The organism is Azoarcus sp. CIB, assembly GCF_001190925.1.
Taxonomy (GTDB): Bacteria; Pseudomonadota; Gammaproteobacteria; order Burkholderiales; family Rhodocyclaceae; genus Aromatoleum.
This window is the reverse complement of sequence record NZ_CP011072.1, coordinates 4,611,185-4,637,584: the sequence shown is the minus strand read 5'-3', so window position 1 is coordinate 4,637,584 and position 26,400 is coordinate 4,611,185. Positions and strand designations below refer to the sequence as shown.

The 26,400-nt window shown below is 66.6% G+C and carries 19 protein-coding genes; 11 read left to right on the top strand and 8 right to left on the bottom strand.

All coding sequences use genetic code 11. The annotated features are described in order from the left end of the window. Positions 1–153 precede the first annotated feature (153 nt). On the top strand, positions 154–4,827 hold the full coding sequence (locus AzCIB_RS20795; protein WP_050417645.1) for a glutamate synthase-related protein: 4,674 nt from the start codon (positions 154–156) through the stop codon (positions 4,825–4,827). 2 nt (positions 4,828–4,829) lie between these two features. Beyond that, positions 4,830–6,293, top strand: a complete 1,464-nt coding sequence (locus tag AzCIB_RS20790; protein ID WP_050417644.1) for a glutamate synthase subunit beta — start codon at positions 4,830–4,832, stop codon at positions 6,291–6,293. A gap of 212 nt (positions 6,294–6,505) precedes the next feature. Here AzCIB_RS20790 and AzCIB_RS20785 read toward each other — a convergent pair whose 3' ends face one another. Together AzCIB_RS20785 and AzCIB_RS20780 are read right to left on the bottom strand one after the other, a co-directional pair. Beyond that, on the bottom strand, positions 6,506–7,693 hold the full coding sequence (locus AzCIB_RS20785) for an acetate/propionate family kinase (protein ID WP_050417643.1): 1,188 nt from the start codon (positions 7,691–7,693) through the stop codon (positions 6,506–6,508). Further along, positions 7,690–9,102 (bottom strand): bifunctional enoyl-CoA hydratase/phosphate acetyltransferase, encoded by a 1,413-nt coding sequence (locus AzCIB_RS20780; protein ID WP_050417642.1) that lies wholly within the window; start codon positions 9,100–9,102, stop codon positions 7,690–7,692. The genes AzCIB_RS20785 and AzCIB_RS20780 overlap by 4 nt, the downstream gene beginning before the upstream one ends. A gap of 193 nt (positions 9,103–9,295) precedes the next feature. Here AzCIB_RS20780 and glmU point away from each other — a divergent pair, with 193 nt between their 5' ends. Together glmU and glmS are read left to right on the top strand one after the other, a co-directional pair. Continuing rightward, positions 9,296–10,654 carry a bifunctional UDP-N-acetylglucosamine diphosphorylase/glucosamine-1-phosphate N-acetyltransferase GlmU gene (gene glmU, locus AzCIB_RS20775; protein ID WP_050417641.1) on the top strand — a complete coding sequence of 453 codons (1,359 nt, stop codon included), beginning with the start codon at positions 9,296–9,298 and terminating at the stop codon, positions 10,652–10,654. A 15-nt stretch (positions 10,655–10,669) separates the two neighbouring features. Next, positions 10,670–12,496 (top strand): glutamine--fructose-6-phosphate transaminase (isomerizing), encoded by a 1,827-nt coding sequence (gene glmS / locus AzCIB_RS20770; protein ID WP_050417640.1) that lies wholly within the window; start codon positions 10,670–10,672, stop codon positions 12,494–12,496. A gap of 230 nt (positions 12,497–12,726) precedes the next feature. Here the strand turns inward: glmS and AzCIB_RS20765 are convergent, their stop codons facing one another. Then, positions 12,727–14,685 (bottom strand): multicopper oxidase family protein, encoded by a 1,959-nt coding sequence (locus AzCIB_RS20765; RefSeq protein ID WP_050417639.1) that lies wholly within the window; start codon positions 14,683–14,685, stop codon positions 12,727–12,729. A gap of 190 nt (positions 14,686–14,875) precedes the next feature. Here AzCIB_RS20765 and AzCIB_RS24760 point away from each other — a divergent pair, with 190 nt between their 5' ends. From AzCIB_RS24760 to AzCIB_RS20740, 5 genes are all read left to right on the top strand, one after another. After that, positions 14,876–15,214, top strand: coding sequence for a DUF5710 domain-containing protein (locus AzCIB_RS24760; RefSeq protein ID WP_353611528.1), 339 nt, complete (start codon positions 14,876–14,878; stop codon positions 15,212–15,214). Positions 15,215–15,237: 23 nt separating this feature from the next. After that, positions 15,238–15,849, top strand: a complete 612-nt coding sequence (locus AzCIB_RS20755; protein WP_050417637.1) for a 3'-5' exonuclease — start codon at positions 15,238–15,240, stop codon at positions 15,847–15,849. A 141-nt stretch (positions 15,850–15,990) separates the two neighbouring features. Then, on the top strand, positions 15,991–16,392 hold the full coding sequence (locus tag AzCIB_RS20750) for an FKBP-type peptidyl-prolyl cis-trans isomerase (RefSeq protein WP_050417636.1): 402 nt from the start codon (positions 15,991–15,993) through the stop codon (positions 16,390–16,392). Positions 16,393–16,471: 79 nt separating this feature from the next. Beyond that, positions 16,472–17,119, top strand: coding sequence for a HugZ family pyridoxamine 5'-phosphate oxidase (locus AzCIB_RS20745; protein ID WP_050417635.1), 648 nt, complete (start codon positions 16,472–16,474; stop codon positions 17,117–17,119). A gap of 49 nt (positions 17,120–17,168) precedes the next feature. Next, a complete protein-coding gene (locus AzCIB_RS20740; protein ID WP_050417634.1) occupies positions 17,169–17,795 on the top strand; it encodes a LysE family translocator in 627 nt (208 codons plus the stop codon). Positions 17,796–17,932: 137 nt separating this feature from the next. On the opposite strand, the gene AzCIB_RS20735 is transcribed toward AzCIB_RS20740, so the two are convergent. From AzCIB_RS20735 to gcvA, 3 genes are read right to left on the bottom strand one after another with little or no spacing between them, the layout of a single operon-like run. Then, a complete protein-coding gene (locus AzCIB_RS20735) occupies positions 17,933–18,253 on the bottom strand; it encodes a heavy metal-binding domain-containing protein (protein ID WP_050417633.1) in 321 nt (106 codons plus the stop codon). A gap of 28 nt (positions 18,254–18,281) precedes the next feature. Then, complete coding sequence (locus tag AzCIB_RS20730) at positions 18,282–19,016, bottom strand: SDR family oxidoreductase (protein ID WP_050417632.1); 735 nt, start codon at positions 19,014–19,016, stop codon at positions 18,282–18,284. A gap of 16 nt (positions 19,017–19,032) precedes the next feature. Next, complete coding sequence (gene gcvA / locus AzCIB_RS20725; RefSeq protein WP_050417631.1) at positions 19,033–19,992, bottom strand: transcriptional regulator GcvA; 960 nt, start codon at positions 19,990–19,992, stop codon at positions 19,033–19,035. Positions 19,993–20,317: 325 nt separating this feature from the next. Between gcvA and scpC the strand changes: the two genes are divergently transcribed. Continuing rightward, positions 20,318–21,829, top strand: coding sequence for a succinyl-CoA:acetate CoA-transferase ScpC (scpC, locus tag AzCIB_RS20720; protein ID WP_050417630.1), 1,512 nt, complete (start codon positions 20,318–20,320; stop codon positions 21,827–21,829). 216 nt (positions 21,830–22,045) lie between these two features. Continuing rightward, a complete protein-coding gene (locus AzCIB_RS20715) occupies positions 22,046–23,491 on the top strand; it encodes a YdgA family protein (protein WP_050417629.1) in 1,446 nt (481 codons plus the stop codon). 54 nt (positions 23,492–23,545) lie between these two features. Here AzCIB_RS20715 and dinB read toward each other — a convergent pair whose 3' ends face one another. Together dinB and AzCIB_RS20705 are read right to left on the bottom strand one after the other, a co-directional pair. Beyond that, positions 23,546–24,685, bottom strand: a complete 1,140-nt coding sequence (gene dinB / locus AzCIB_RS20710; protein WP_050417628.1) for a DNA polymerase IV — start codon at positions 24,683–24,685, stop codon at positions 23,546–23,548. 272 nt (positions 24,686–24,957) lie between these two features. Next, positions 24,958–26,253 carry an acetyl-CoA hydrolase/transferase family protein gene (locus AzCIB_RS20705; RefSeq protein ID WP_050417627.1) on the bottom strand — a complete coding sequence of 432 codons (1,296 nt, stop codon included), beginning with the start codon at positions 26,251–26,253 and terminating at the stop codon, positions 24,958–24,960. Positions 26,254–26,400: the final 147 nt, after the last annotated feature.

Sequence of the window (26,400 nt, the reverse complement as noted above, 5' to 3'; positions counted from 1 at the left end):
GTCGAGCGCTGGCCGAATGGAGCCGGTGTGCGCGTGCACCCGGCTCTTTTTGACGCCTGCACAACTTTGGTGCGTTATTTGCATGCGGCGCTGCCGTTGCCCGATCAACGCCGGTTTTTGGCCGGCAAACGTGTTGTGTCGAGGAAGAACGTGATGGATCTCCCCCAGAAGCAGGGTCTGTACGACCCGACAAATGAACATGACGCCTGTGGTGTGGGCTTCGTCGCCCATATCAAGGGCGTCAAGAGTCATGCAATCGTCAGCCAGGGGCTGGAGATTCTGAAGAATCTCGATCATCGGGGCGCGGTCGGCGCTGATGAGTTGCAGGGTGACGGGGCCGGGATCCTGATCCAGATTCCGGATGCGTTGTACCGCGAGGAGATGGCGAAGCAGGGTATCGACCTGCCGCCGGTCGGTGAATATGGCGTCGGCATGGTGTTCCTGCCGAAGGAGCAGGCGTCGCGCCTCGCGTGTGAGGAAGAAATCGGCCGCGCGGTGCGCGCCGAAGGCCAGGTCGTGCTCGGCTGGCGTGACATCCCGGTGAACCGCGAGATGCCGATGTCGCCGGCGGTGAAGGCCAAGGAGCCGGTGATGCGCCAGGTCTTCATCGGTCGCGGCCCGACCGTCACCGTGACCGACGCGCTCGAGCGCAAGCTGTACGTGATCCGTCGCCGCGCGGCCAACGCGATCAACGCGCTGGAGCTCAAGCACGGCAAGGAATTCTACATGGTGTCGATGTCGGCTCGCACCGTGAACTACAAGGGCCTGCTGCTCGCGACGCAGGTTGGCGAGTACTACTGCGACCTCGCCGATGTGCGCACGGTGTCGGCACTCGCGCTCGTGCACCAGCGCTTTTCGACGAACACCTTCCCGAAGTGGGACCTGGCCCATCCGTTCCGCTACATCGCCCACAACGGCGAGATCAACACGCTGCGCGGCAACTACAATTGGATGCGCGCGCGCGAAAAGGGCACGCATTCGCCGCTGCTGGGTGATGACCTCCAGAAGATCTGGCCGCTGATCTACCCGGGCCAGTCCGATTCGGCCTCGTTCGACAACGCACTCGAGCTGCTCGTGATGAGCGGCTACTCGCTCGCCCACGCGGTGATGATGATGATCCCCGAGGCGTGGGAGTCGCACACGCTGATGGACGAGAAGCGCCGCGCCTTCTACGAATACCACGCGGCGATGATGGAGCCGTGGGACGGCCCCGCTGCGGTCGCCTTCACCGACGGCCGACAGATCGGCGCGACGCTCGATCGTAATGGCCTGCGTCCGGCGCGTTACCTCGTGACCGACGACGACCTCGTGGTGATGGCTTCGGAGTCGGGCGTGCTGCCGATCCCCGACAGCAAGATCGTCAAGAAGTGGCGCCTGCAGCCGGGCAAGATGTTCATGATCGACCTGGAGCAGGGACGCATCATCGACGACCGTGAGCTGAAGGAGTCGCTCGCCCAGGCGAAGCCCTATCGCGAGTGGATTCGTCGCATCAACATCAAGTTCGACGACCTGCCGGTGCCGGAAGGTGTCGCCGTGGCGCAGCCCGGCGCTTCGTTGCTGGATCGCCAACAGGCCTTCGGCTACACGCAGGAAGACCTCAAGTTCATCCTCGAGCCGATGGGCAAGACGGGCGAGGAGGCGACCGGCTCGATGGGCAACGATTCGCCGCTGGCCGTGCTGTCGGCGAAGGAAAAGCCGCTCTACAACTACTTCCGTCAGCTGTTCGCGCAGGTGACGAACCCGCCGATCGACCCGATCCGCGAGCAGCTGGTGATGTCGCTGGTGTCCTTCATCGGCCCGCGTCCGAACCTGCTCGAGATCAACGAGATCAACCCGCCGTATCGCCTCGAAGTGACGCAGCCGGTGCTGGACTTCGACGACATGGCGAAGATCCGCAACATCGCGCGTTACGCAGACAGCCGGTTCCGCTCGGCCGAGCTGGATGCGTGCTATCCGGTCGCATGGGGCAAGGAAGGCGTCGAGGCGCGTCTGGCGACCTTGTGCGCCGAGGCCGAGGATGCCGTGCTGCAGGGCTACAACATCCTGATCGTGTCCGATCGCAAGATCGACGCCGAGAAGGTCGCGATCCCCGCGCTGCTGGCGACCTCCGCCGTGCATCAGCACCTCGTGTCGAAGGGCCTGCGCACGCGCGCCGGTCTGGTCGTCGAGACCGGTACCGCACGTGAAGTGCATCACTTCGCCGTGCTGGCCGGTTATGGCGCCGAGGCGGTCCATCCTTACGTGGCGATGGAGACGCTGCAGCAAATCGCCGGTGATAGTGAGGCCGGCGCGAAGGCGATCAAGCATTTCGTCAAGGCGGTCGGCAAGGGCCTGATGAAGGTCATGTCCAAGATGGGCATCTCGACCTACATGTCCTACACCGGCGCGCAGATCTTCGAGGCGGTCGGCCTGAAGCAGTCGCTGTGCGACCGCTACTTCACCGGCACGACCAGCCAGGTCGAGGGTATGGGCGTGTTCGAGGTGATGGACGAAGCCATCCGCCTGCACCGCAAGGCCTTCAGCAACGACCCGGTGCTGGTCGATATGCTCGAAGCTGGTGGCGACTACGCCTTCCGCGTGCGTGGCGACGAACACATGTGGACGCCGGAATCGATCGCCAAGCTGCAGCATGCGACGCGCTCGGGCAAGGCCGATACCTACAAGGAATACGCGAAGCTGATCAACGACCAGACCAAGCGCCACATGACGCTGCGCGGCCTGTTCGAGATCAAACCTGCCGGCCCGCCGGTTCCGCTCGAGGAAGTCGAGTCCGCGAAGGAGATCGTCAAGCGCTTCGCGACAGGCGCGATGTCGCTCGGTTCGATCTCCACCGAGGCGCACACGACGCTGGCCGTGGCGATGAACCGCATCGGCGGCAAGTCGAACACCGGCGAAGGCGGCGAGGACCCGATGCGCTTCAAGCCGATCACGCAGGCGATGCGCCTGTCGCAGATCGTCGGCGAGAACCGCATCGCGCGCGATCTCGAGCTGAAGGCCGGCGACAGCCTGCGTTCGGCGATCAAGCAGGTCGCGTCGGGCCGTTTCGGCGTGACGACCGAGTACCTGGTCAACGCCGACCAGATCCAGATCAAGATGGCGCAGGGTGCGAAGCCCGGCGAGGGCGGCCAGCTGCCCGGTCACAAGGTCAGCGAGTACATCGGCTTCCTGCGCCACTCGGTGCCGGGCGTCGGCCTGATCTCGCCGCCGCCGCACCATGACATCTACTCGATCGAGGACCTCGCCCAGCTGATCCACGACCTGAAGAACGCCCAGCCGGCTGCGTCGATCTCGGTCAAGCTGGTGTCCGAGATCGGCGTCGGCACGGTTGCGGCGGGTGTCGCCAAGGCGAAGGCGGATCACGTGGTGATCGCCGGTCACGACGGCGGCACCGGCGCTTCGCCGTGGTCGTCGATCAAGCACGCCGGCAGCCCGTGGGAGCTGGGTCTCGCCGAGACGCAGCAGACCCTGGTGCTGAACAGCCTGCGCAGCCGCATCCGCGTGCAGGTCGACGGCCAGATGAAGACCGGACGCGACGTCGTCATCGGCGCGCTGCTGGGTGCGGACGAGTTCGGTTTCGCGACCGCGCCGTTGGTCGTCGAAGGCTGCATCATGATGCGCAAGTGTCATCTGAACACCTGCCCGGTCGGCGTCGCGACGCAGGATCCGGAGCTCAGGAAGCGCTTCACCGGCCAGCCCGAGCACGTCGTAAACTACTTCTTCTTCGTTGCCGAGGAGGTGCGCGAGCTGATGGCGCAGATCGGCATTCGCAAGTTCGACGACCTGATCGGCCGCCCGGAACTGCTGGACATGAAGAAGGGCATCGAGCACTGGAAGGCGCGCGGTCTCGACTACAGCCGCATCTTCCATCGCCCGAAGGTCGCCGCGAGCGTGGCGAAGCGTCATGTGGAGGTGCAGGAGCACGGCCTCGAAAAGGCGCTCGACAACCAGCTCATCGATCTGGCGAAGCCCGCACTCGAGCGCGGCGAGCCGGTCCGCATCGAGTTGCCGGTGCGCAACATCAACCGTACGGTCGGCGCGATGCTGTCCGGGCGTGTCGCCGAGAAGTACGGCCACGCCGGTCTGCCCGACGATGCGATCCACGTGACCCTGACCGGTACGGCGGGCCAGAGCTTCGCGGCCTTCGCAGCGCGCGGCGTGACCCTGGAACTCGTCGGCGAAGGCAACGACTACGTCGCCAAGGGCTTGTCGGGTGGTCGCGTGATCGTGCGCCCGCAGGCGTCCTTCCGCGGCGCATCGACCGAGAACATCATCATTGGCAACACCGTGCTGTACGGTGCGATCGAGGGCGAAGCCTACTTCTCGGGCGTGGGCGGCGAGCGTTTTGCGGTGCGCAACTCCGGCGCTACCGCCGTCGTCGAGGGTGTGGGCGACCACGGTTGCGAGTACATGACGGGCGGCACGGTCGTCGTCCTCGGCCAGACCGGGCGCAACTTCGCGGCCGGTATGTCGGGCGGCGTGGCTTACGTGCTGGACGAGGACGGGACGTTCGAACAGCGCTGCAACATGGCGCAGGTCGCCCTAGAGCCGGTGCCCGAGGAGATCGAGGCGCGCAAGGGCTCCGAGTCCGGCGACGATCTCGAGTCGCACGGTCGTGTGGACATCGACCACCTTGAGATGGGCGACGAGCTCATCCTGAAGGGTCTGATCGAGCGTCACGCCCGTTACACGGGCAGCGCGCGTGCCCGCGAAATCATCGAAAACTGGACCGCCTGGCGCTGCAAGTTCGTCAAGGTGATGCCGAATGAATATCGTCGTGCGCTGGCCGAGATGGCCGCGCAGAAGCAGAAGCAACTGGAGGCCGCGTAAAAATGGGCAAGCCCACCGGATTTCTGGAGTATCAGCGTCTGTCGGAGGCCTACGAGCCGGTTGCCGAGCGCCTGAAGAAGTACAAGGAGTTCGTGCTTCGTCTCAGCGACGAGCAGGCGGCGGTCCAGGGTGCGCGCTGCATGGATTGCGGCATCCCGTTCTGCAACAACGGCTGTCCCGTCAACAACATCATTCCGGACTGGAATGATCTGGTGTATCGCGGCCAGTGGAAGGAAGCGATCGAGGTCCTGCACTCGACCAACAATTTCCCCGAGTTCACCGGCCGCATCTGCCCCGCTCCGTGCGAGGCGGCGTGCACGCTGAACATCAACGCCGACGCCGTTGGCATCAAGTCGATCGAGCACGCGATCATCGACAAGGCGTGGGAAGAGGGCTGGGTGCAGCCGCGTCCGGCAGCGGAGAAGACCGGCAAGAAGATCGCCGTCGTCGGTTCCGGGCCCGCGGGCCTCGCCGCCGCGCAGCAGCTCGCGCGCGTCGGCCATGACGTGACGGTGTTCGAGAAGAGCAGCCGCATCGGCGGTTTGCTGCGTTATGGTATCCCCGACTTCAAGATGGAGAAGGGCCTGATCGATCGGCGCATGGCGCAGATGGAGGCCGAGGGGGTGCGCTTCCGTACCGGCGTGATCGTCGGGGCCGAGGCGACGGAGCCCGGCATCGCCAACGATGCGACGGAATTCGTCAGCGCAGAAGCACTGCAGAAGGACTTCGACGCCGTTGTCCTCGCCGCGGGGTCGGAAGTGCCGCGCGATCTGCCCGTGCCGGGCCGCGAACTTGCCGGAGTGCATTTCGCGCTGGAGTTCCTGATTCCGCAGAACAAGGCGGTGGCCGGTGACGGCCCGAACCCGATTTCGGCCGAAGGCAAGCACGTGGTCGTGATCGGCGGCGGTGACACCGGTTCCGACTGTGTCGGCACGTCGAACCGCCACGGTGCGGCCAGCGTGACCCAGTTCGAACTGATGCCGATGCCGCCCGAGCAGGAGAACAAGGCGCTGACCTGGCCGTACTGGCCGATCAAGATGCGCACCTCCTCGTCGCATGAGGAAGGTTGCGAGCGCGATTTCGCCGTCGCGACGAAGGAGTTCTTCGGCAAGGACGGCAAGGTCACCGGCCTGAAGGCGGTGCGTCTCGAGTGGAAGGACGGCCGCATGTCGGAGGTCGCGGGCTCGGAATTCGAGGTGAAGGCCGATCTCGTCTTCTTCGCGATGGGCTTCACGAACCCGCTGGGCAAGCTGCTCGAGGCCTTCGGCGTCGAGAAGGATGCGCGCGGCAACGCCAAGGCGACGACCGACGGTGCCGGCTGCTATGCGACCAGCGCGCCGAAGGTGTTTGCTGCCGGCGACGTGCGCCGGGGGCAGTCGCTGGTCGTGTGGGCGATCAGGGAAGGTCGTCAGTGCGCGCGCGAGGTGGACCAGTTCCTGATGGGCGAGACGGTTCTGCCGCGCTGAGCCACTTTCAGCAGATGAAATGAAAAAGGGCGATCCGCGGGTCGCCCTTTTTTTCTGCTTGCAGCGTTGAGCGGCGCGGCCACTCCCTCCCGGTCAAGGGGAGGGTTGGGGTGGGGATGGGTTAAGCAGCCGTCGCCGAAACCCATCCCCATCCTGTCCTTCCCCTTGAAGGGGAAGGGACCTGCTATCGACGCGGCGGGGAATTTATCGACTTAGTGGTGCGCCAGCCGCTCCAGCGTGTAGTGGGCGATCATGCCTTCCTCGTTGGTCGGGACGACGGCGACGGCTACGCGGCTGTCGGGGGCGTCGATACGCAGCGCGTGCACGTCGTTCGCTTCCGGGTCGATGGCGACGCCCAGCCAGGCGGAGAGCTTCGCGACCTGGGCGCGGACCGGCGCGGCGTGCTCGCCTATCCCGCCCGTGAACACGAGTGCATCGAGACCGCCGGCCGCGGCGGCGAGCGAGCCGATTTCGCGGGCGATGCGGTAGCAGAACAGATCGACCGCTTCCCGCGCCTCGCGGGCATCGGATGCGAGCAGGGTGCGCATGTCCTGGCTGATGCCGGAGACGCCGAGGAGGCCGGATTCCTTGTACAGCAGGTTGGTCAGGGTCTTGGCGTTCATGCCCTTCTGTTCCATCAGGTAGAGCAGCACGCCGGGATCCAGGCTACCGGTGCGCGTGCCCATCATCAGACCCTCGACGGCGGTGAAGCCCATCGTCGTGGCGACGCTGCGGCCCTCGCGCAGCGCGCACATCGACGCGCCGTTGCCCAGATGGGCGATCAGCACTGCGCCGTTCGCGCGTTCGCCGATGACCTCGGGGAGCTGGCGCGCGACGTAGTCGTAGGATAGTCCGTGGAAACCGTAGCGCTTGACGCCCTCGGCGCTGATCGCGCGCGGCAGGGCGAAGGCCTGGGCAAGCGGGGACTGTGTGCGATGGAACGCGGTGTCGAAGCAGCCGACCTGCGGAATCTCCGGGATCAGCGCTGCGACGGCGCGCACGGCGCGCAGGTTGTGCGGCTGGTGCAGCGGGGCGAGCGGGATGAAGCCTTCGAGGTCGCGAAGCACCGACTCGTTGAGCACCACCGGTGCGCTGTGGAGCTCGCCGCCGTGCACGATGCGGTGTCCTGCAGCGACGATGTCGAGATCGGGATTGTGCGCGCTCAGCCAGCGGAACAGGTGGTTGAGCGAGTCTTTGTGCTGTTCGCCCTGGCTGCCGCCGGTCAGCACCGATTCCTGATAGCGGTTGCCGTCGGCGTCCTTGGCGGACAGCTGCGGCGTGGCGCCGATGCCTTCGATCTGTCCGGATAGGGCGGGGTTGCGGGCGAGTTCCGGTTCGATCGGGAAAAGCGCGAACTTGAGGCTGCTGGAACCCGCGTTGATGACGAGGACCGACTTCATGCGAGACGCGCCTCGCGCTTCTTGTGCGCCATGAGCTGGGCGATCGCGCACGAGGCGGCGCGCGTTTCGGCAGTGTCGGCACGGCTGGTCAGCACGATGGGTACGCGCGCGCCGAGCACCACGCCGGCCATCAAGGCGTTGGCAAGGTATTCGAGCTGCTTGGCGACCATGTTGCCGGACTCGAGGTCGGGCACGACGAGGATGTCGGCGTTGCCGGCGACCAGCGAGCGGATGCCCTTGGTCTTGGCGGCAACGAGCGACACGGCGTTGTCGAAGGCGAGGGGGCCGTCGAGGAGGCCGCCCTTGATCTGGCCGCGGTCGGCCATCTTGCACAGCGCGGCGGCATCGATGGTCGAGCGGATCTTCGACGTGACGGTCTCGACCGCGGAGAGGATCGCGACCTTGGGTTCGGGCAGGCCCATGACGTGGGCGAGGTCGATCGCGTTCTGGATGATGTCGACCTTGTCCTCGAGGGTGGGCTCGATGTTGATCGCGGCGTCGGTGATCAGCAGCGGGTGCGGGTAGGTCGGCACATCGGCCATGAACACGTGGCTGATGCGGCGCGAAGTGCGCAGCCCGCCTGCCTTGGAGATGACGGCGCTCATCAGCTCGTCGGTGTGCAGCGAGCCCTTCATCAGGGCTTCGACCTGGCCCTCGCGCGCCAGCGTGACGGCGGTTTCGGCCGCCTCGTGGCTGTGCGCGACGTCGATGATGCGCACGCCGTGCAGGTCGATGCCTTCCTGCTCGGCGACTGCGCGAATCTTCGTCTCCGGACCGACCAGCACCGGAATGACGAGGCCTGCCTGGGCGGCCTGGATCGGGCCGCGCAGCGACTCGGCATCGCAGGGGTGGACGACGGCGATCGGAATCGGCGCCTTGCCCGCGGTGATCGACAACAGGTGGCCGTAGCGCAGTTCGCGGTCCGAGATCGTGACTTCGGGGAGGTGGATGCGGGCGCGCTTGATCTTCTCGGTCGGGGCCTGCACCTCGGCGACGCCGTCGATGACCTTCAGGCCATCCTGGTTGAGCGCGAGGCAGTCGAGCACGATGTGATGGTTGTGCTCGAACTTCTCGCGGCAGGTGACGGTGATCGTGAGCGTGTCGCCGATCGTGATCGGGCGGTGGAAGTTGAGCCCTTGCGAGACGTACACGGTGCCGGGGCCGGGGAATTCGGTGCCGAGGATGGTGGAGATCAGCGTGCTGCCCCACATGCTGTGGCCGACGACTTCGCGGAACTGGCTGGAGCGGGCGAATTCGGTATCGACGTGGGTCGGGTTCACGTCGCCCGACATGACGGCGAAGAGGTGGATGTCGTCGGGCCGCAAGGTGCGGACGAGCTGGGCGCGGTCGCCCACCTGGATCTCGTCGAAGGTGCGGTTCTGGATGAGGTCGGTGACGTTGCGATCCATGGTCGGTGTGTTTCCGTTGCGATGCAAAAACTGCATTTTAGGCGCGTTATCAGAGATTTGCCTGCTGCGCTGTAAAAACCTGTTTGCGCTGCCGCATCCGTGTTCCATCCGTGCGACAGTGCCGTGTGCCGCGCGGGGGCGGCTCGGGGTGCATGCTAAAATCGTCCGCTGTTCGAACAGGGACGAGGCATTCATGGAAGTAGTGATTCTCGCGGCCGGGCAGGGCAAGCGCATGCGTTCGGTATTGCCCAAGGTGCTGCAGCCGATCGCCGGGCGGCCGATGCTGGCGCATGTGATCGGGGCTGCCCGCACCCTGGACGCGTCGCGCATCTGCGTCGTGTACGGCCATGGCGGCGAGGTGGTGCGCGAGCGCATGCAGGACGCGGCGCTGCGCTGGGCACGGCAGGAGCCGCAGCTGGGCACGGGGCACGCGGTGCAGCAGGCGCTGCCGGAGCTGACCGACGGCGAGATGGCGCTGGTGTTGTACGGCGACGTCCCGCTGATCGGCGCGCCGACGCTGCGTCGCCTGCAGACCGCTGCCGGCAGCGGCAAGCTCGCGCTGCTGACCGTGGAACTCGACAACCCCACCGGTTACGGGCGCATCCTGCGCGACGCCGACGGCCGCGTCACGCGCATCGTCGAGGAGAAGGACGCCAGCGCCGAGCAGCGCCGCGTGCGCGAAGTCAATACCGGCATCCTCGTGGCGCCGGTCGCTCGCCTGCGCGACTGGCTCGGGCGCATCGGCAACGACAACGCACAGGGCGAGTACTACCTGACCGACATCATCGGCTTGGCGGTCGCCGAGGGCGTCGAGATCGTCACGGTGCAGCCGGACGCGGTGTGGGAGACGCTGGGCGTGAACAGCAAGCCGCAGCTTGCCGAACTGGAACGCATCCACCAGCGCAACATCGCCCAGAACCTGATGGACGCGGGCGTGACGGTGCTCGACCCGGCGCGCATCGACGTGCGCGGCGAGCTCGAATGCGGCCGCGACGTCGAGATCGATGTCGGTTGCGTGTTCGAGGGGCGCGTCGAGCTCGGCGACGACGTGCGCGTCGGCGCGAACTGCGTGATCCGCAACGCGCGCATCGGCGCGGGCACCCGAATTGCACCCTTCTCGCACATCGAGGACACGGTCACCGGGCGCGAATGCGTGATCGGGCCGTACGCGCGCACGCGCCCCGGCACGACGCTGGGCGACGACGTGCATCTGGGCAACTTCGTCGAGGTCAAGAACAGCGCGATCGCCGACCACTCGAAGGCCAACCACCTCGCCTATGTCGGCGATGCGGACGTCGGCCAGCGTGTGAACATCGGCGCGGGCACGATTACGTGCAATTACGACGGCGCCAACAAGTTCCGCACCATCATCGAGGACGACGTGTTTATCGGCTCCGATACCCAGCTCGTCGCGCCGGTGCGCGTCGGCCGCGGGGCGACGCTGGGCGCGGGCACGACGCTGACCAAGGACGCCCCGCCGGAGCAGCTCACCGTGTCGCGGGCCAAGCAGATCACCATCGTCGGCTGGAAGCGGCCGGTGAAGAAGAAGTAAGCCGGAGATAACATCATGTGCGGCATCGTCACTGCCATCGCGACGAAGAACGTCGTCCCCGTCCTCCTCGAAGGCCTGCGCAAGCTCGAATACCGCGGCTACGACTCCGCCGGCTTGGCCGTGCTCAACGGCGGGCTGCAGCGCGTGCGCGCGGCCGGCCGCGTCGCCGAACTCGCGGCGCGTGCCGACGAACAGAAGCTCGACGCCGGCATCGGCATCGCGCACACGCGCTGGGCGACGCACGGCGTGCCGTCCGAGCGCAACGCGCACCCGCACGTTTCGGCGGGGCTGGCGGTCGTGCATAACGGCATCATCGAGAACTTCGAGGCCATCAAGCAGCGGCTGATGGCCCAGGGCTACGAGTTCGTCTCGGAGACCGACACCGAGGCGATCGCCCACCTGATCCACAGCAAGCTCGCCAGCCAGCCGGATCTCTTCGAGGCGGTGCGGCAGGCCACGAACGAGCTCGTCGGCGCCTACGCGATCGGCGTGATCAGCGAAACCGACCGTTCGCGCGTGATCGTTTCACGCCACGGCGCGCCGCTGCTGCTGGGCGTGGGCGAGGACGGGATGTACGCGGCCTCCGACACGTCGGCGTTGCTGCAGGTCACGCGCAAGGTGATCTATCTCGAGGATGGCGACATCGCCGAACTGCGTCTCGACGGTTACCGCATCGCACGCCCCGACGGCACGCCCGTCGAGCGTGCAACGCATGTATCCAGCCTGTCCGCCGACGCGGTCGAGCTGGGCCAGTACCGTCACTACATGCAGAAGGAAATCTTCGAGCAGCCGCAGGCGCTGGCGAACACGCTCGAAATCATCGCCGGCGGCGGCTCGGTCACGCCGCAGCTGTTCGGCACCCACGCGCCCGAGCTCCTGGGCGGCGTCGGGCGCGTGCTGGTGCTGGCGTGCGGTACGAGCTACCACGCCGGGCTGGTCGCGCGTTACTGGATCGAGGCGATCGCGAAGGTGCCGTGCAGCGTTGAGATCGCGAGCGAATATCGCTACCGCGAATCGGTCGCGAACCCCGACACGCTGGTGGTCGTGATCTCGCAGTCCGGCGAGACCGCCGACACGCTCGCGGCGCTCAAGCACGCCAAGGCGCAAGGCATGGCGCGGACCCTGGCGATCTGCAACGTGCCCGAGTCGGCGATCGTGCGCGAGGCGGCGCTGCGCTTCATCACGCGCGCGGGCCCCGAGATCGGCGTCGCATCCACCAAGGCTTTCACGACGCAGCTCGCGGCGCTGGCGCTGCTCACGCTGTCGCTCGCCAAGCTCGCCGGCCGCCTGCCCGAAGCGGAGGAGGTGCGCCACCTGACGGCGCTGCGTCACCTGCCGGTTGCGGTGCAGAAGGTGCTCGAGTTGGAACCGGAGATCGAACGCTGGGCGCAACGCTTTGCCGGCAAGCAGCACGCGCTTTTCCTCGGCCGCGGCCAGCATTGGCCGATCGCGATGGAAGGGGCGCTGAAGCTCAAGGAAATCTCCTACATCCACGCCGAGGCCTACGCGGCCGGCGAGCTGAAGCACGGCCCGCTGGCGCTGGTCGACAAGGACATGCCGGTGATCGCCGTCGCCCCCGCCGACGAGCTGCTGGAAAAACTGAAATCCAACCTGCAGGAAGTGCGCGCGCGCGGCGGCGAGCTGTACGTGTTCGCCGATGCCGGCAGCGAGATCCCCGAGTCGGAGGGTGTGCACATCCTGCAGATGCCGGAGAACTACGGCATGCTGTCGCCGGTGCTGCACGTCGTGCCGCTGCAGTTACTGTCCTACCATGCGGCCCTGGTGAAGGGGACCGATGTGGACAAGCCGCGTAACCTGGCGAAATCGGTTACGGTGGAATGAGGGATTGGCAGCAATAAAGTGATTGTTCCTGACAATTAAGGTCGAGAACTGGGCATTAAAGTCGAAAACTTGATTGCATCAAAGAAACGCCCGAATTGTCGGGCGTTTCTTTGCTAATTCGTGAAAACCGGCAACACGGTGACCGGGTGCCTGAGTTGCATGCAGCCGAACGCCAGCGGCGACGGCCACCTGTCGGCCGCTCCTAAGCGCGGCCAATTTCATCGCATCGATCAAGTCGTCGGCGGATTCGGGCCGATAAAGTACGGGCGCATCATCTCGTTGTCCTCGTGCTCGACGATGTGGCAATGCCAGACGTAGAGGCCAGGCAGATCGAACAGGGCCTTGATTCGCGTGATTTCGCCCGGATAGGCGATGACGGAGTCCTGGAAGCCCGTCTCCCAGCTCTCCGGCGAGCGGGCCTCACCGTCATCGATCGGCTGGCGATTCAGCACCTGGAACTGCACCTCGTGAATGTGAATGGGGTGCGCGTCCTCGGTGAAGTTGTAGAGCTCCCAGATCTCGATCGAACCGAGCGCCGGGTTCTCGGTGATCGCATCGTCCCAATCCCCCGGGACCGGATTGCCGGCGCTGTCGAGCGTGCCCAGCTCCGCTTCGACGGGGCCGTCAAATCCGGGGAAGGAACTGGCTTTTTCGTTGAGCGACACCTTCCGTGTCGTGCTTGCCAGCCCAAGTGGTCTGAATGCCGGCAAGGTCAGCCGTGCGGGGTCCTGGCTGTTGTCCTTGCTGCTTAGCGGCACCACCACGAGCTTCATGACTTGACCGGTCGTGTCGGGATCCGCTGCGTCGAAATCCGTGCCGGGCGTGCCGCCGCCGAAGGGCTCGTCGGGGCCCTCGTTGATGAGGTGCAACTCGGTACCGACCGCGAGGCCGGTGAAGTCGACGATGACGTCGGCCCGGTCCGAGGGGGCCATCAGGAGGTAATCGATCTCGACCGGCGCGGGCAGGAACCCGCCCGCCGCGCCAATCTGCCAGAAGGGGCGCGCCGCAGTCGCCGGCCGCGTCGCAGACGGGTCGGTGACGATTTTCAGGATCAGGAAGCGCGAATTGCAGCCATTCAGGACGCGGAAGCGGTAGCGGCGTGGCTCGATCTCCAGATGGGGCCAGGTGCGCCCGTTGACCACCATGGTGTTGCCGAAGAACTCCGGGTTCCAGATCGGCGGGACATCGCTGACCGGGATATAGGGCCCCGCGAAGCCGTCGAAGAACTCGCGGGTACTCGGGTAGAACAGCGAGCCATCCGCGTTGAAGGAGCGGTCCTGGATCGCGATGGGGATCTCATAGAATCTCCCGAAGGGGTCCGCCCCCACCTCCGGGGCCGGACCGGGGAGAACCGGGTCCGGCAGATCGCTCGGTCCGCGGCGCAGGAGATAGAACCCGGCGGGGCCCGCATAGACGTTCAGACGGGTCATGCCCAGCGTATGGTCGTGATACCAGAACGTGCTCGCCCGTTGATCGTTCTCATATTGGAACGTCGCAGTGCCAGTCTCCCAGACCTCGCCGAACTTGCTGGCGAACTCGCTCTTGAGGGACTCGTACCACGTGCCCTCGTTGGCGAAGCCCGCGGGGATGTCGTTCGCCGCAGGCAGGTACCAGGCCTCGGCATAGCCGTCGCTTTCCTGGGCGCTGTGCCCCCCGTGCAGATGGGTCACGATCGGGACCGGGCCGGTATAGGGTCCCGGCGTACTCGCGAAACTCGGGCGCATGTCCCGCTCCGCGGCGCCGCCCGCGGGGTTGGCCCAATGGAGAGTCGGATCCACCGCCAGAAGGTGGGGAAGGAAGTTGCCGTTGGCGTCTTTCAGGTCGTTGATCCACTTGACCCGGACCGGCCTGCCGTACCTGGCTTCGATGGTGAAGGCCGGGTAATTGAACGTTTCCGGGTGGTTGGCCGAGCCGTAACTCCATACCGTCGTAAGGGGCAGGGGGGTAGGCAGGATCTGTTGCTGGAACTGCCGGACAGCGATCTCGTAGTAGTCGACTCGCCCGCCGCTTGTCTTGGGCATCGCCGGCGGGATGACCAATGGCATGGCGTATTTCGTGATTGACGCGGGATCCAGCGTACCACCCGGTATCGCGGCAAAGGCACGCCGGATGAACCCGAACTTGGTGAAGAGGAAAGTCCCCGCGCCAGCCAGCGTACTGATTCTCAGGAATTCGCGTTTGGTGGTCATAACCGACCCCTGACATTGGCTGCGTAGCGGAGAGAAGTTGATTCGTCGTTCTGGCCGAAGAGACTCGCTCGTCACGTCATTGATTCAACATAGCCTGCCACCGATGACATTCAAGCGAAATGTAACGACGGCGGACGGCTCCACGGGCCACTTGACTGCAGCGACCTGATCAGCGGTGACGCAACATATAATGGCCGCCCGTAACCCTCGGCGTGGGAGCAAGATGAGGCTGAACCTGAAGGTCCCCTTCGCGGAAAAGGACGAAGCCAAGAAGCTTGGTGCGCGGTGGGATGCTGGGCGGAAGATCTGGTACATCGAGGGCAAGGAAGACTTGGGCCCGTTTTCCAGGTGGTCGCCAACGCCTCACGAGACGTCTGCTGATGACGGGCGGACGCAGAGGAGCGCTTCGGCCAGGAATCAGGACTCGTCAGGCAAGGTCCAGGTCGGCAGTCACTACGTCGAGCATCCTCGGGTGTGTGATTGCCCGCCGTGGGAGGTGTGCGAGAAGTGTCGGGCCACGGCCCTGTGAATCCAGCTTGAGGGAATGGGGTCATGGAAGTCGTCGCGGTAATCGACTTTGAAACGACGGGTCTGTCGCCGGCGCAAGGTGACCGTGCAACGGAAGTCGCGGCAGTGATTCTGGAGGACGGCAAGATCGTCGACCGCTACCAGAGTCTGATGAACGCGGGCGTGCGCATTCCGTCCTTCATCGAGTCGCTGACCGGAATCTCCAACGAGATGGTTCGGCGTGCGCCGCCGGCGGCGCAGGTGATGCGGGAGGTGGCGGACTTTGTGGGCGACCATCCCTTGGTCGCCCACAACGCTTCGTTCGACTGCAAATTCTGGGATGCCGAGCTGGCGCGGATCGAGCGACGCAGGCGGCAGGAGTTCGTCTGCTCGTTGCTGCTGTCGCGCCGAATTTTTCCGCTGGCGCCGAGCCACAAGCTGGGTGCACTGGTCGAGTATGCGAATCTGCCGGTGGCGGGCCGCTACCACCGGGCTTTGGCCGATGCAGAAATGGCGGCGAGCCTCCTGCTGCGCCTGGAAGATGAGCTGCGTGAACGTCACGAGGTGGATGACGTCTCCGTCGAGCTTCTGCGCAGGATTCAATGCGTGCCGAAGGGGCAGCTGACGAGGTGCATCGCGCGCGAGCGGAGTCGCTGACGCGGTCGTGTACGCGGGTCGAGACGGAAGTGTCGTTTTTCGACGATGATTGCCGGGACGATGCCAGAGCGAGATCCGCTGCCGGTGTCGAGTTTTCTACTTTGACTGGCTGGAATAGCCAGCCGTAATTGGAGCCACGTGATGCGCCTGTTCTCCGCACTTGTACTTGCCTGTTTCTCGTTAGCCGCCCACGCTGCCGGCCCGGCGGCGGAGACCCTGCCGTCCGGCGTGACGGTGGAGCGCTACAAGGAGGGGACGGGCGCTGCGCCGACCAAGACGGACGTCGTGCGCGTGCATTACCAGGGCACGCTCGCGAACGGGCGGGAGTTCGACAGCTCGTACGGCCGCGGGCAGCCGGCGGAATTCCCGGTCAATGGCGTGATTCCGTGCTGGACCGAGGTGCTGCAGCTGATGAAGCCGGGCGGGGCGGTGCGCATCACCTGTCCGCCGCAGACGGCCTATGGCGCGCGCGGGATCCCCGGGACGATTCCGCCCAACAGCACGCTGACCTTTGTCGTCGAGTTGCTCGAGGTCAAGCGCTAGGCGGGCAAGGCGGCGATTTTCCGTCGGGAGCAGAAATTGTTCATTGACGGCGGCAGGCGGGCGCGACACAGTGGCAGGCATGAAGATCACCGTCGTTCCCGCCATCCACCTGCTGCACGAAGCCGCTCACGCCACGCTGGCGACGCATTCGACGCAGCTCGCGGGCTACCCCTACGCGACGGCGCTGCCCTGTGTCGTGGATGCGGCACAGCGTCCGCTGTTTTGCGTCAGCCTGCTCGCCGAGCACACGAAGAACCTGCTCGCGGACCCGCGCGCGAGTCTTTCGGTGGTCGGCACCGAGAACGGCAGCGTCCAGGCCGGGGTGCGCATGACGCTGATCGGCGACGTCGAGCGCTTCGAACCGTCGGCGGAGCTGCTTGCGCGCTACCTGCGCTATCAGCCCGACGCGAAGCAGTACCTGGAACTCGATTTCGCCTTCTTCCGCCTGCAGCCGAAGCGCATCCGCTATATCGGCGGCCCGGGAAAGATGGGCTGGATCGAGGACGAGCGCTGGGCCGGGCTGCCCGTGCTGCCGGAAGCGACGGAGGCGGATCTGCTGCAGCAACTCGCCGGCAGCGTGCCGGCCGGTACGCATCTGCTCGGGATGGACTGCTTCGGCGTCGATTACGCCGTGAACGGGCGGCGGGCGCGGCAGCGCTTCCCCGAGGTGCGCAGCGCCGAGAACCTCGCGGCCACGGCGCCGCGCATCGTGGCCGGGCTGCTGTGAGCGCCGGCGCGTCCGGATCCCGGCCGGCATCTTGGCGGGCCGAACGGCCATGACCTCGGTCGAAACCACCCTCGCGTTCTTTGCCGTGTCGGTGTTGCTCGGCGCGGCGCCGGGCCCGGACAACCTGTTCGTGCTGATGCAGTCGGCGATGCGCGGACGCAGGGCAGGGATGCTGGTCGTTCTGGGGCTGTGCACGGGCCTGTTGGGGCACACCGCGGCGGTCGCCGTGGGCCTGGCGGCGGTGTTCGCGGCGTCGCCAACGGCTTTCACGGTGCTGAAATTCGTCGGTGCCGCCTATCTGGCGTGGCTTGCGTGGCAGGTGCTGACTGCGCCCGACGGGGGCGATCCGGCCGTCGGCGAGGTGGCGCCGGACGGCTGGCGCATGTATGTGCGTGGGATCGTCATGAACCTGACCAACCCGAAGGTGATCCTGTTCTTCCTCGCCTTCCTGCCGCAGTTCGTCGAAGCCGGCGCGGCGCCGGTGGCGCTGCAGGTGATGTGGCTGGGCTTCGTGTTCATCGTCGCGACGCTGCTGACCTTCGGCGCGATCGCGCTCTTCGCGGCGTCGATCGGACAGCGCCTGCGCAGTTCGGCGACCGCGCGGCGCGTGCTGAACAAGTCGGCGGGGTTGGTGTTCCTGGGGCTCGCGGCGCGGCTGGTGCTGGCCGAGCGCTGAGGGTATGGATGGGGGCTGAGCTGTTTTCCTTGTAGGAGCGGCTTCAGCCGCGAATTGAGCCGCGCGGCTTCGTTCGACGCCGATTCGCGGCTGAAGCCGCTCCCACGGTAAGGCTACGTCCGCGCCTGCCGGTGCGGTTACACGATCGTCACGGCGGTGCCGCTGACGGCCACCATCAGCATGCCGTTGTTCTCGCCGAGGACCTCGTAGTCGAGGTCGATGCCGACGATGGCGTTGGCGCCCAGTTTTTCCGCGGCTTCGGCCATTTCCTCGAAAGCGGTCTCGCGCGCCGAGCGCAGCGTCTTCTCGTAGGCGCCCGAGCGTCCGCCGACGAAATCGCGCACGGCGGCGAACATGTCCTTCAGGAAGTTCGCGCCGATGATGGCTTCCCCGGTGACGACGCCGTGGTAGGCGCGGATGGTCCTGCCTTCGACGGTGGGCGTGGTGGTCATCAGCATGGCGTATTCCTGTGCAGTGAAAGAGGGGTCAGGGTGCGAGCTGGCGCAGGTCGGCCGTCGCGGCCTGGCCGAATTCGTCGCCGAGCAGGTAGTTCACGAGCCGGAACGCGCATTCGTCGGGGCGGGCGAGGGCGCCATCGCGCTTGAGCGCTTCGAAGCGTGCGCGCACGGGGAAGCGGTCTTCGGAGATCGCGCGGATTTCGGCCTGCATCGCGGTATCGACCACGCCGGGGGCGAGGCTGCAGATGCTCAGGCCGGGCGTGCCGTCCATCGCGGCAGCGCGCGCGTGCTGGTCGAGCGCGGCCTTGGAGGCGCAATACACGCTCCATCCGGCATAGGCGCTGCGCGCGGCGCCGCTGGATACATGCAGGATGCGCCGGTCCGCGACCTCGGTGCTGGCGGCGGTGAAGGCGCTGGCGAGCATCAGCGGGGTCGCGGTGTTGAGCGCGATGGCACGCGCGATCGCTTCCGGCGGCAGGACGTCGAGCTGGCCGACCGGCTGCAGCATGCCGGCGTTGTTGATGAGCAGCGCCTGCGAGCAGTTGGCGAGGAAGCTGCGCAGCGTCTCGCCGGCGAGCCAGTCCGTGACGACGTCGGTGTCGGCGAGGTCGATGCGCACCTGCGAGAGGTCGTCGGGATAGCGCTCGGCGAGGGCGTCGTTTGCGTGCCGTGCGAGGCCCAGCACGGGGATGGTGCGGGCGAGGAGCTCTTCGGCGATCGCGGCGCCGAGTCCTTGGGTGTGTCCGGTGAGGATCGCTTTCATTGTCGCTGTGCTCGGGTCAGGCGGCCTGGGCCGCGGCTTCGGCCGTGAGCCAGGTGCGGAAGGCGGCGACGGCCGGGCGCCGCGCGATCGCCTCGTGCATGACCAGATAATAGGCGAAGGGTGAGGGCAGCGGTATGTCGAAGGGGATCGCGAGGCTGCCTTCGGCCACCCGCGATTCGATCAGCGAACGCGACGCGAGCGTGACGCCCTGGCCGGCGAGCACCGCGGAGAGCGCCAGCGCGGCGTTGGCGAAGCGCGGGCCGCGGGCCGGATCGACGCCCGCGACGCCCGCGCGCTCCAGCCACAGCCCCCAGCCGGAGCGCGCGATGCCGGGGCCGGCGTCGCGCAGGGTGTCGTCGTGGATCAGCACGTGGCGCGCGAGGTCGGCCGGCGTGCGCAGCGCGTTGTCGCCGCGCAGCAGCGCGGGCGCGCACACCGGGACGTAGTCCGGGGCGAAGAGGCGGTCGATGACATGGCCGGGATAGCTGCCGGTGCCGTACAGGATGGCGACCTTGCTCTCGGCGTCGCGCGGGTCGACGGCGAGCGCGGCGACGACGGCCGCCTGGCCGCGGCGGTCCACGGTGTCGGCGGTGCTCGACAGCTGCAGTGAGACTTCCGGGTGCGCGCGGGTGAAGCCGGCGAGGTGGGGCACCAGCCAGTGGCTCGCGAAGGAGGGCGGCGCGATCACCGTGAGCGGACCGGCGACCGCCTGGCGCGTGCTCTCGATGGCCGCGGCGAAGCAGTCGAAGCCTTCGCGCACCTTGGGCTGCATCGCGTGGCCGTGCTCGGTGAGCGCCAGCGCGCGCGTCATGCGGCGGAACAAGGGCACGCCGAGCCAGTCTTCCAGCGCCTTGATCTGCTGGCTGACGGCCGCGGGGGTCACGCACAGCTCGGCTGCGGCCTGCTTGAAGCTCAGGTGGCGCGCGGCGGCTTCGAAGGTGCGCAGCAGGGCGAGGCCGGGCAGGCGGTAGCTCATCGTCGATAGTTAAGTTCTTCTAATCCGTTGCATCATAAACCGTCGTTTGTCGCCGGGCCAGCCGCTGCCTAGACTGCGCTTCACATCCATCGTGGTGTCCGGCGGTCCTCCTCCCTCCTTCACCGCCGGGAATCGTCGATTGATCGGAATGCGCGCCATCGGGTTACCGGTGGCGCGCATTGCTTGCGCGGCCGCTTCCAGCGCCGCGCCTTGGCCATGCCGTTCCGGCACCGGATTCCATGCAGGTCAGGTTTGCGGACTCCTTCCCCGGGCGGTCGTTTGCGCCGGAATGTCGGCGTCCCGTTTTCGTGGAGTCGTGAGTCACATGAACAAAGAAAACCGCATCCATTGTGCGGCGCTGCGCAGCAAGGTCATGTCCGCCAACGAGGCGGCGAGCCTGATCCAGTCGGGCATGAACGTGGGCATGAGCGGCTTCACCGGCGCGGGCTACCCGAAAGCCGTGCCGTCGGCGCTCGCCAAACGCATCATGGACGCGAACGTGAACGGCAAGCGCTTCAAGATCGGCGTGTGGACGGGTGCCTCGACCGCGCCCGACCTCGATGGCGCGCTGGCGATGGTCGACGGCATCGAGATGCGCCTGCCCTACCAGTCGGATCCGACCTGCCGCAAGCGCATCAATGCCGGCGAGATGGAGTACATCGACATCCACCTGTCGCACGTCGCGCAGTTCGTGTGGTTCGGTTTCCTCGGCAAGCTCGACGTCGCGGTGGTCGAGGTCGCCGGCATCCTCGAGGACGGGCGCCTGATCCCGTCGTCGTCGATCGGCAACAACAAGACCTGGCTGGACCAGGCCGACAAGGTGATCCTCGAGGTCAATTCGTGGCAGAGCAGCCAGCTCGAAGGCATGCACGACATCTGGTACGGCACGCAGCTGCCGCCGAACCGCCAGCCGATCCCGCTCGTGCGCAGTTCGGACCGCATCGGCGAGCCCTACCTGCGTTGCGACCCGGAGAAGGTGATCGCGGTCGTCGAGACGCACGCGCCGGACCGCAACTCGGCGTTCTCGCCGCCGGACGAGAGCTCGAAGAAGATCGCCGGCCACATCCTGGAATTCTTGCAGTACGAGGTGAAGAAAGGTCGTCTGCCGCGCGAGCTGCTGCCGCTGCAGTCGGGCGTGGGCAACATCGCGAACGCGGTGATGGCGGGCCTCAACGAGGGGCCGTTCGAGAACCTGACCGCTTATACCGAGGTGCTGCAGGACGGCATGCTGGAGATGCTGAAATCCGGCAAGCTCGCGAGCGCGTCGGCGACGGCGTTCTCGCTGAGCAACGAGGCGCTGGCGGAGCTGAACGCGGATCTCGCGCGCTACCGCGAGCGCATCATCCTGCGCCCGCAGGAGATCAGCAACCACCCGGAAGTGATCCGCCGCCTGGGCGTGATCGCGATGAACGGCATGATCGAGGCCGACATCTACGGCAACGTCAATTCGACGCACGTGATGGGCTCGCAGATCATGAACGGTATCGGCGGCTCGGGCGACTTCGCGCGCAACGCGTACCTGTCGATCTTCATGACGCCGTCGCAGGCGAAGAACGGCGCGATCTCGTGCATCGTGCCGATGGCCTCGCACGTGGACCATACCGAGCACGACGTGCAGGTGCTGGTCACCGAGCAGGGGCTCGCCGACCTGCGCGGACTGTCGCCCAAGCAGCGCGCGAAGGCGATCATCGAGAACTGCGCGCACCCGAACTTCCGCCCGGCGCTGTCGGACTATTACAAGCGCGCGCTGCAGTTCTCGCCCGGCAAGCAGACGCCGCACCTGCTCGAGGAAGTGTTCGGCTGGCACCTGCGCGCGCTGCGCGGCGAGCGGATGTAAGGCGGCGCCGGTCGCCAGTGGCTGCTTGAATGATAAAGGCATTTTCCGGGCACGGATTTGCATATAACATGACAAGCCCGGCCCGCTGCCGGCTCTGCGTTTCTGCCTGCCCGCACCGGATTGCGTGCCCGCCTGACCGGCCGGGTGCGTGAGCGGGACGGACAGGAGGGTGCCCGCAGACCCGCGGGCACCCTCCTGTCACGAAGTCCCGCACACATGAACAAGCCCGTCAGAATCGTCGTCGCCGTGGCCGCGTTGGGCCTGGCATTGCCCGCGTCGTCGTGGGTGTTCGGCAAGCAGATCGAAACCGCGCTCGATGCGCAGTACAGCAAGCTCGGCGAGCTGCCCCACTTCCGGATCGTCGCGCGCGAGTTCGATCGCGGCTGGTATCGTTCGACGGAGACAGTGACGTTCGAGCTCAACGGTGAACTGCTGCGCGATGCGGCGGAAGCGTCGGGCGACGGGCTGCTTTCCCTGCCGGTCGAGCCCGTGCGTTTCACGCTGCGTTCGGAAATCGTCCACGGACCTTTCCCCGGCATGACGACGGTCGCCGCGGCGGTGTCGGACACCGAACTGGTGCTCGACGACTCCGCCCGCGCGGTGGTCGCGCGTCTCTTCGGCGACCGCAAGCCCTTCGAGCTCAACACCGTGTATGGCTTCACCGGCGGCGGCACGGCCACGCTGAAGATTCCCGAATTCGTCGCCGAGCAGAACGACGAGAACGGCGCGGTCATGCGCCTGACGTGGCAAGGGCTCACGGCGACCGTCGACTTCGGCCGCGACCTGCGCGATTACCGGCTGCGTGGTGATGTCCCGGGGCTGCAGATCGAAGACGGCAGCTCGCGGCTGACGGCGACCGGCCTGCACATGGAGGTCGATCAGCGGCACATTTTCGACAACGAGCCCTTCCTGTTCGCCGGAACGCAGAAGTTCGCCCTGGCGGAGCTGAAACTCGTTCCGCAGGGTGCCTCGGGCGAGCAGGGCGGAGCCGTGGCCCCGATGCAGCTCAAGCGGCTGACCTACGACGTGAATGTCCCCGTGAAGGGCGAATTCGTCGACATCAACGCGAAGATGGCGGCCGAGGTCGTGCAGGTGGGCAATCGCAACTTCGGGCCGGCGCACTACGACCTCAGTTTCAATCACATGCATGCGCGCAGTCTCGCGGACCTGAGCCGCGCCGTGATGGGGGTATACCGCGGGGATGTCGCCGCGTCCTCACCGCAGGCGCAGGGCGAGGCGATGCTCGCCGCGATGGAGCGCCCGGCCAAGGCCTTGCTCGCGCAGGGGCCGGAGTTCAGCCTGGATCGCGTCAGTTTCAGCAGCCCGTACGGCGAGGCCGAGGTCGCGGCGCGCCTGCGGGGCAACGATCTTCAGCCGGAAGATCTGGGCAATCCGCTGGCGCTCATGGCCAAGCTGGAGCTGAGTGGGCGCATGTCGATTCCCGAGCGGCTGCTGACGGACTTGCAGGGGCTCGGCGCGGCGTCGTCGCAGGATCTCCAGGTCGACGCGCAGTCGATGGAGATGCTGCTCTCGGGCTACGCCGCACAGGGGCTGTTGCAGCGCGAAGCGGGCATCGTGAAGTCGTCGCTCGAGTACAAGGGCGGGCAGCTGAAGGTCAACGGCACGCTCGTCGATCCCTTCTCGCTGATGGCGCAACGCTAAGCGCCCGGCCGGCGGGGGCTCGGCAACGCGGGGCCGAGCCCATGCCGGCGGGTCTCAATCGAACAGGCGAAGGTTCTCGCCCGGCAGCGGCGGGCGCGGGCCGGCCTCTCCGGGCGGCAGCAGGGTGCCGACGCGCACGCCCAGCAGGCGCAGGCGGCGGTCGAGCGGCACGCGCTTGAGGCAGCTGCGCACCGCGGCGAGGATCGTCGTCGCGTCGTCGGTCGCCTGTTCGATCGTGATGTCGCGCGTCACGGTGCGGAAGTCGTCGTAGCGCAGCTTGAGGCCTATCGTGCGCCCGACATAGCCCTTGCGCTTGAGGTCGCCGGCGACGCGGTCGCACAGTTTCACGAGGATGTCGGTGAGCGTGTCGCGGTCGGCGCGCACGTCGAGGTCGCGCTCGAAGGTGGTTTCGCGGCTGATCGACTTGGTTTCGCGCTCCATCACGACCGGACGCTCGTCGCGGCCGTGTGCGACTTCGGTGAGCCAGTGGCCGTAGTGCTGACCGAATTCCTCAATCAATTTTTCCGGCGCCGCGGCGGCGAGTTCGCCGATGGTGTGGATGCCCAGCGCGTCGAGCTTTTCGCCGGCGCGCGGGCCGATGCCGTTGATCTTGCGCGCGGCGAGCGGCCAGATGCGCGTGGGGATGTCGGCGTAGTCGAGCACCGTGAGGCCATCGGGCTTCTGCAGGTCGGAAGCGATCTTCGAAAGCAGCTTGTTGGGCGTGACGCCGATGGAGCACGACAGCCCGGTCGCGGTGCGCACGGCGTCCTTGATGCGCTGGGCGAGTTCGACGGTTTCGCCCGGCACCTCGGTGAGGTCGATGTAGATCTCGTCGATGCCGCGATCCTCGATCAGCGGCGCGATCTCGGCGACCGCGGCCTTGAAGAGGCGCGAGTAGCGGATGTAGTCGTCGAAGTTGGCCGGTAGCAGGATGGCGTCGGGGGCGAGCGCCGCAGCCTTCATCAGACCGATGCCCGAATGCACGCCCAGCGCGCGGGCGGGGTAGGTCGCGGTGGTGGCGACGCCGCGGCCGACGTAGTCGCGCAGGCGGGGGAAGTCCTCGAGCCTGTCTCCCGCGAGCGTGCCGCGCCGTCCGCCGACGACGACCGGGAGGCCGGCGAGTTGCGGGTAGCGCAGGAGTTCGACGGACGCGAAGAAGGCGTCCATGTCGAGGTGGGCGATGCGGCGTTGCATGCGAGGCGCGGGATGGCCGTTGATGGGGCGATATTGTGCGGCATCCGTGCGAGCGGGGGGGGGCGCGCGGAGGGGCCTTCCCCCGTCGGGCAGACGCTCGCAGCCTTCGGCTTTCCGTGGCGTAGCGGGCCGCGGGGGCGGCGACGCAAACTCGCCCGCTGCGCGGGTTCAGACATGCGTCGCCTTGTTTCCCCCGCGGCCGCTACGCCACGGCGCTCACAGCAGCCCGCCGGGCGAAGGCCCCTCCGCGGGCTGGTGCGCGGGGGTGTTTCTTACAGCAGGTTCAGGCGCTTCGCGGCTTCGCGCAGTTCGCCGCGGAAGTCCGGGTGGGCGATGCCGATCAGGGCCTCGCAGCGCTGCTTGGCGGTCTTGCCGCGCAGCTGGGCGACGCCGTATTCGGTGACGACATAGTTGATGTCGTTCTTGCTGGTCGTCACGTGCGTGCCCGGGGTGAGGGTCGGCACGATGCGCGAGATCGTGTCGTCCTTCGCCGTGGACGGCAGCACGATGAAGGCCTTGCCTCCCCTGGAGCGGTTCGCCGCGCGCACGAAGTCAACCTGGCCGCCGGTGCCGGAGTAGGGCGAGGGGCCGAGGCTTTCCGAGCCGCACTGGCCGAGGAAGTCGACCTGCATCGTCGCGTTGATCGCGACGAGATTGTCGTTCTGCGCGGCGTAATACGGGTCGTTGGTGACGTCGACGGGGTGCATTTCGAGCGTCGGGTTGCGATGCATGTACTGGTACAGCTTCTTCGAGCCGAGCGCGAAGGTCGCCAGCATCTTGCCGGGCTTGAGTGTCTTCTTGCGGTTCGTCACGGCGCCCGATTCGATCAGGGACAGGATGCCGTCGCCGATCATCTCGGTGTGGATGCCGAGGTCGTGCTTGTGCTTCAACTGCACCACGACGGCGTCGGGGATGCCGCCGTAGCCGATCTGCAGCGTCGAGCCGTCGTCGATCAGGTCGGCGACATATTTGCCGATCGCTTCCTGCACCGGCCCGATCGTCGGCAGGCCGACTTCGAGGATGGGGGCGTCGCTCTCGACCAGCGCCGCGACCTGCGAGATGTGCACGTGGCAGTCGCCGTAGGCGAAGGGGACGTTCGGATTGACTTCGAGGACCACCGCGCGCGCCTTCTTCACGGCGGCCATCGTGTAGTCCGGCCCGAGCGAGAGCGCGAAGTAGCCGTGCTCGTCCATCGGCGAGGCCATCGAGAACACGACGTCGGCGGGCGTCAGGCCGCGGTCGATGAGCTGCGGGATCTCGGAGAAGTAGTTGGGCATGAAGTCCACCCAGCCCGCCTGGCCGCCCGGGCGCGAGGCACCGCCGAAGAAGTACGCGCTGTGACGCACGTTGGCGACGGTCTCGGGATCGAAATAGCCGTATTTGCGTAGCGGCAGGATCTGGCTGACGACGACGCCTTCCAGGGTCTGGCGGCGTGCGGACAGCGCTTCGAGCAGGGTGGGCGGTTCGCCGACGCCGGTCGGGACGATGATGGTGTCGCCCGATTGCACGAGGCCGGCGGCGTCCGCGGGGCTCACCTTTTTTTGCTGATACTGGGTATGTACGCTCATGTCTTCCTCTCCCGGGCTTCGACTATCTGTGTATCGATTCGGGCGCGATTATAGTCGCGTCCATACTGATGCATATGGAAAACGTACGGATGCGTATGGCCGAGTCTATTGATCCCGCCTGGAGAGGCGATTTCGTGGCCTGTGGTT

Coding starts and splice junctions, on each gene's coding strand:
- AzCIB_RS20795 (WP_050417645.1), top strand. CDS start 154: ATGGATCTCCCCCAGAAGCAGGGTCTGTACGACCCGACAAATGAACAT.
- AzCIB_RS20790 (WP_050417644.1), top strand. CDS start 4,830: ATGGGCAAGCCCACCGGATTTCTGGAGTATCAGCGTCTGTCGGAGGCC.
- AzCIB_RS20785 (WP_050417643.1), bottom strand. CDS start 7,693: ATGAAGTCGGTCCTCGTCATCAACGCGGGTTCCAGCAGCCTCAAGTTC.
- AzCIB_RS20780 (WP_050417642.1), bottom strand. CDS start 9,102: ATGGATCGCAACGTCACCGACCTCATCCAGAACCGCACCTTCGACGAG.
- glmU (WP_050417641.1), top strand. CDS start 9,296: ATGGAAGTAGTGATTCTCGCGGCCGGGCAGGGCAAGCGCATGCGTTCG.
- glmS (WP_050417640.1), top strand. CDS start 10,670: ATGTGCGGCATCGTCACTGCCATCGCGACGAAGAACGTCGTCCCCGTC.
- AzCIB_RS20765 (WP_050417639.1), bottom strand. CDS start 14,685: ATGACCACCAAACGCGAATTCCTGAGAATCAGTACGCTGGCTGGCGCG.
- AzCIB_RS24760 (WP_353611528.1), top strand. CDS start 14,876: ATGGCCGCCCGTAACCCTCGGCGTGGGAGCAAGATGAGGCTGAACCTG.
- AzCIB_RS20755 (WP_050417637.1), top strand. CDS start 15,238: ATGGAAGTCGTCGCGGTAATCGACTTTGAAACGACGGGTCTGTCGCCG.
- AzCIB_RS20750 (WP_050417636.1), top strand. CDS start 15,991: ATGCGCCTGTTCTCCGCACTTGTACTTGCCTGTTTCTCGTTAGCCGCC.
- AzCIB_RS20745 (WP_050417635.1), top strand. CDS start 16,472: ATGAAGATCACCGTCGTTCCCGCCATCCACCTGCTGCACGAAGCCGCT.
- AzCIB_RS20740 (WP_050417634.1), top strand. CDS start 17,169: ATGACCTCGGTCGAAACCACCCTCGCGTTCTTTGCCGTGTCGGTGTTG.
- AzCIB_RS20735 (WP_050417633.1), bottom strand. CDS start 18,253: ATGCTGATGACCACCACGCCCACCGTCGAAGGCAGGACCATCCGCGCC.
- AzCIB_RS20730 (WP_050417632.1), bottom strand. CDS start 19,016: ATGAAAGCGATCCTCACCGGACACACCCAAGGACTCGGCGCCGCGATC.
- gcvA (WP_050417631.1), bottom strand. CDS start 19,992: ATGAGCTACCGCCTGCCCGGCCTCGCCCTGCTGCGCACCTTCGAAGCC.
- scpC (WP_050417630.1), top strand. CDS start 20,318: ATGAACAAAGAAAACCGCATCCATTGTGCGGCGCTGCGCAGCAAGGTC.
- AzCIB_RS20715 (WP_050417629.1), top strand. CDS start 22,046: ATGAACAAGCCCGTCAGAATCGTCGTCGCCGTGGCCGCGTTGGGCCTG.
- dinB (WP_050417628.1), bottom strand. CDS start 24,685: ATGCAACGCCGCATCGCCCACCTCGACATGGACGCCTTCTTCGCGTCC.
- AzCIB_RS20705 (WP_050417627.1), bottom strand. CDS start 26,253: ATGAGCGTACATACCCAGTATCAGCAAAAAAAGGTGAGCCCCGCGGAC.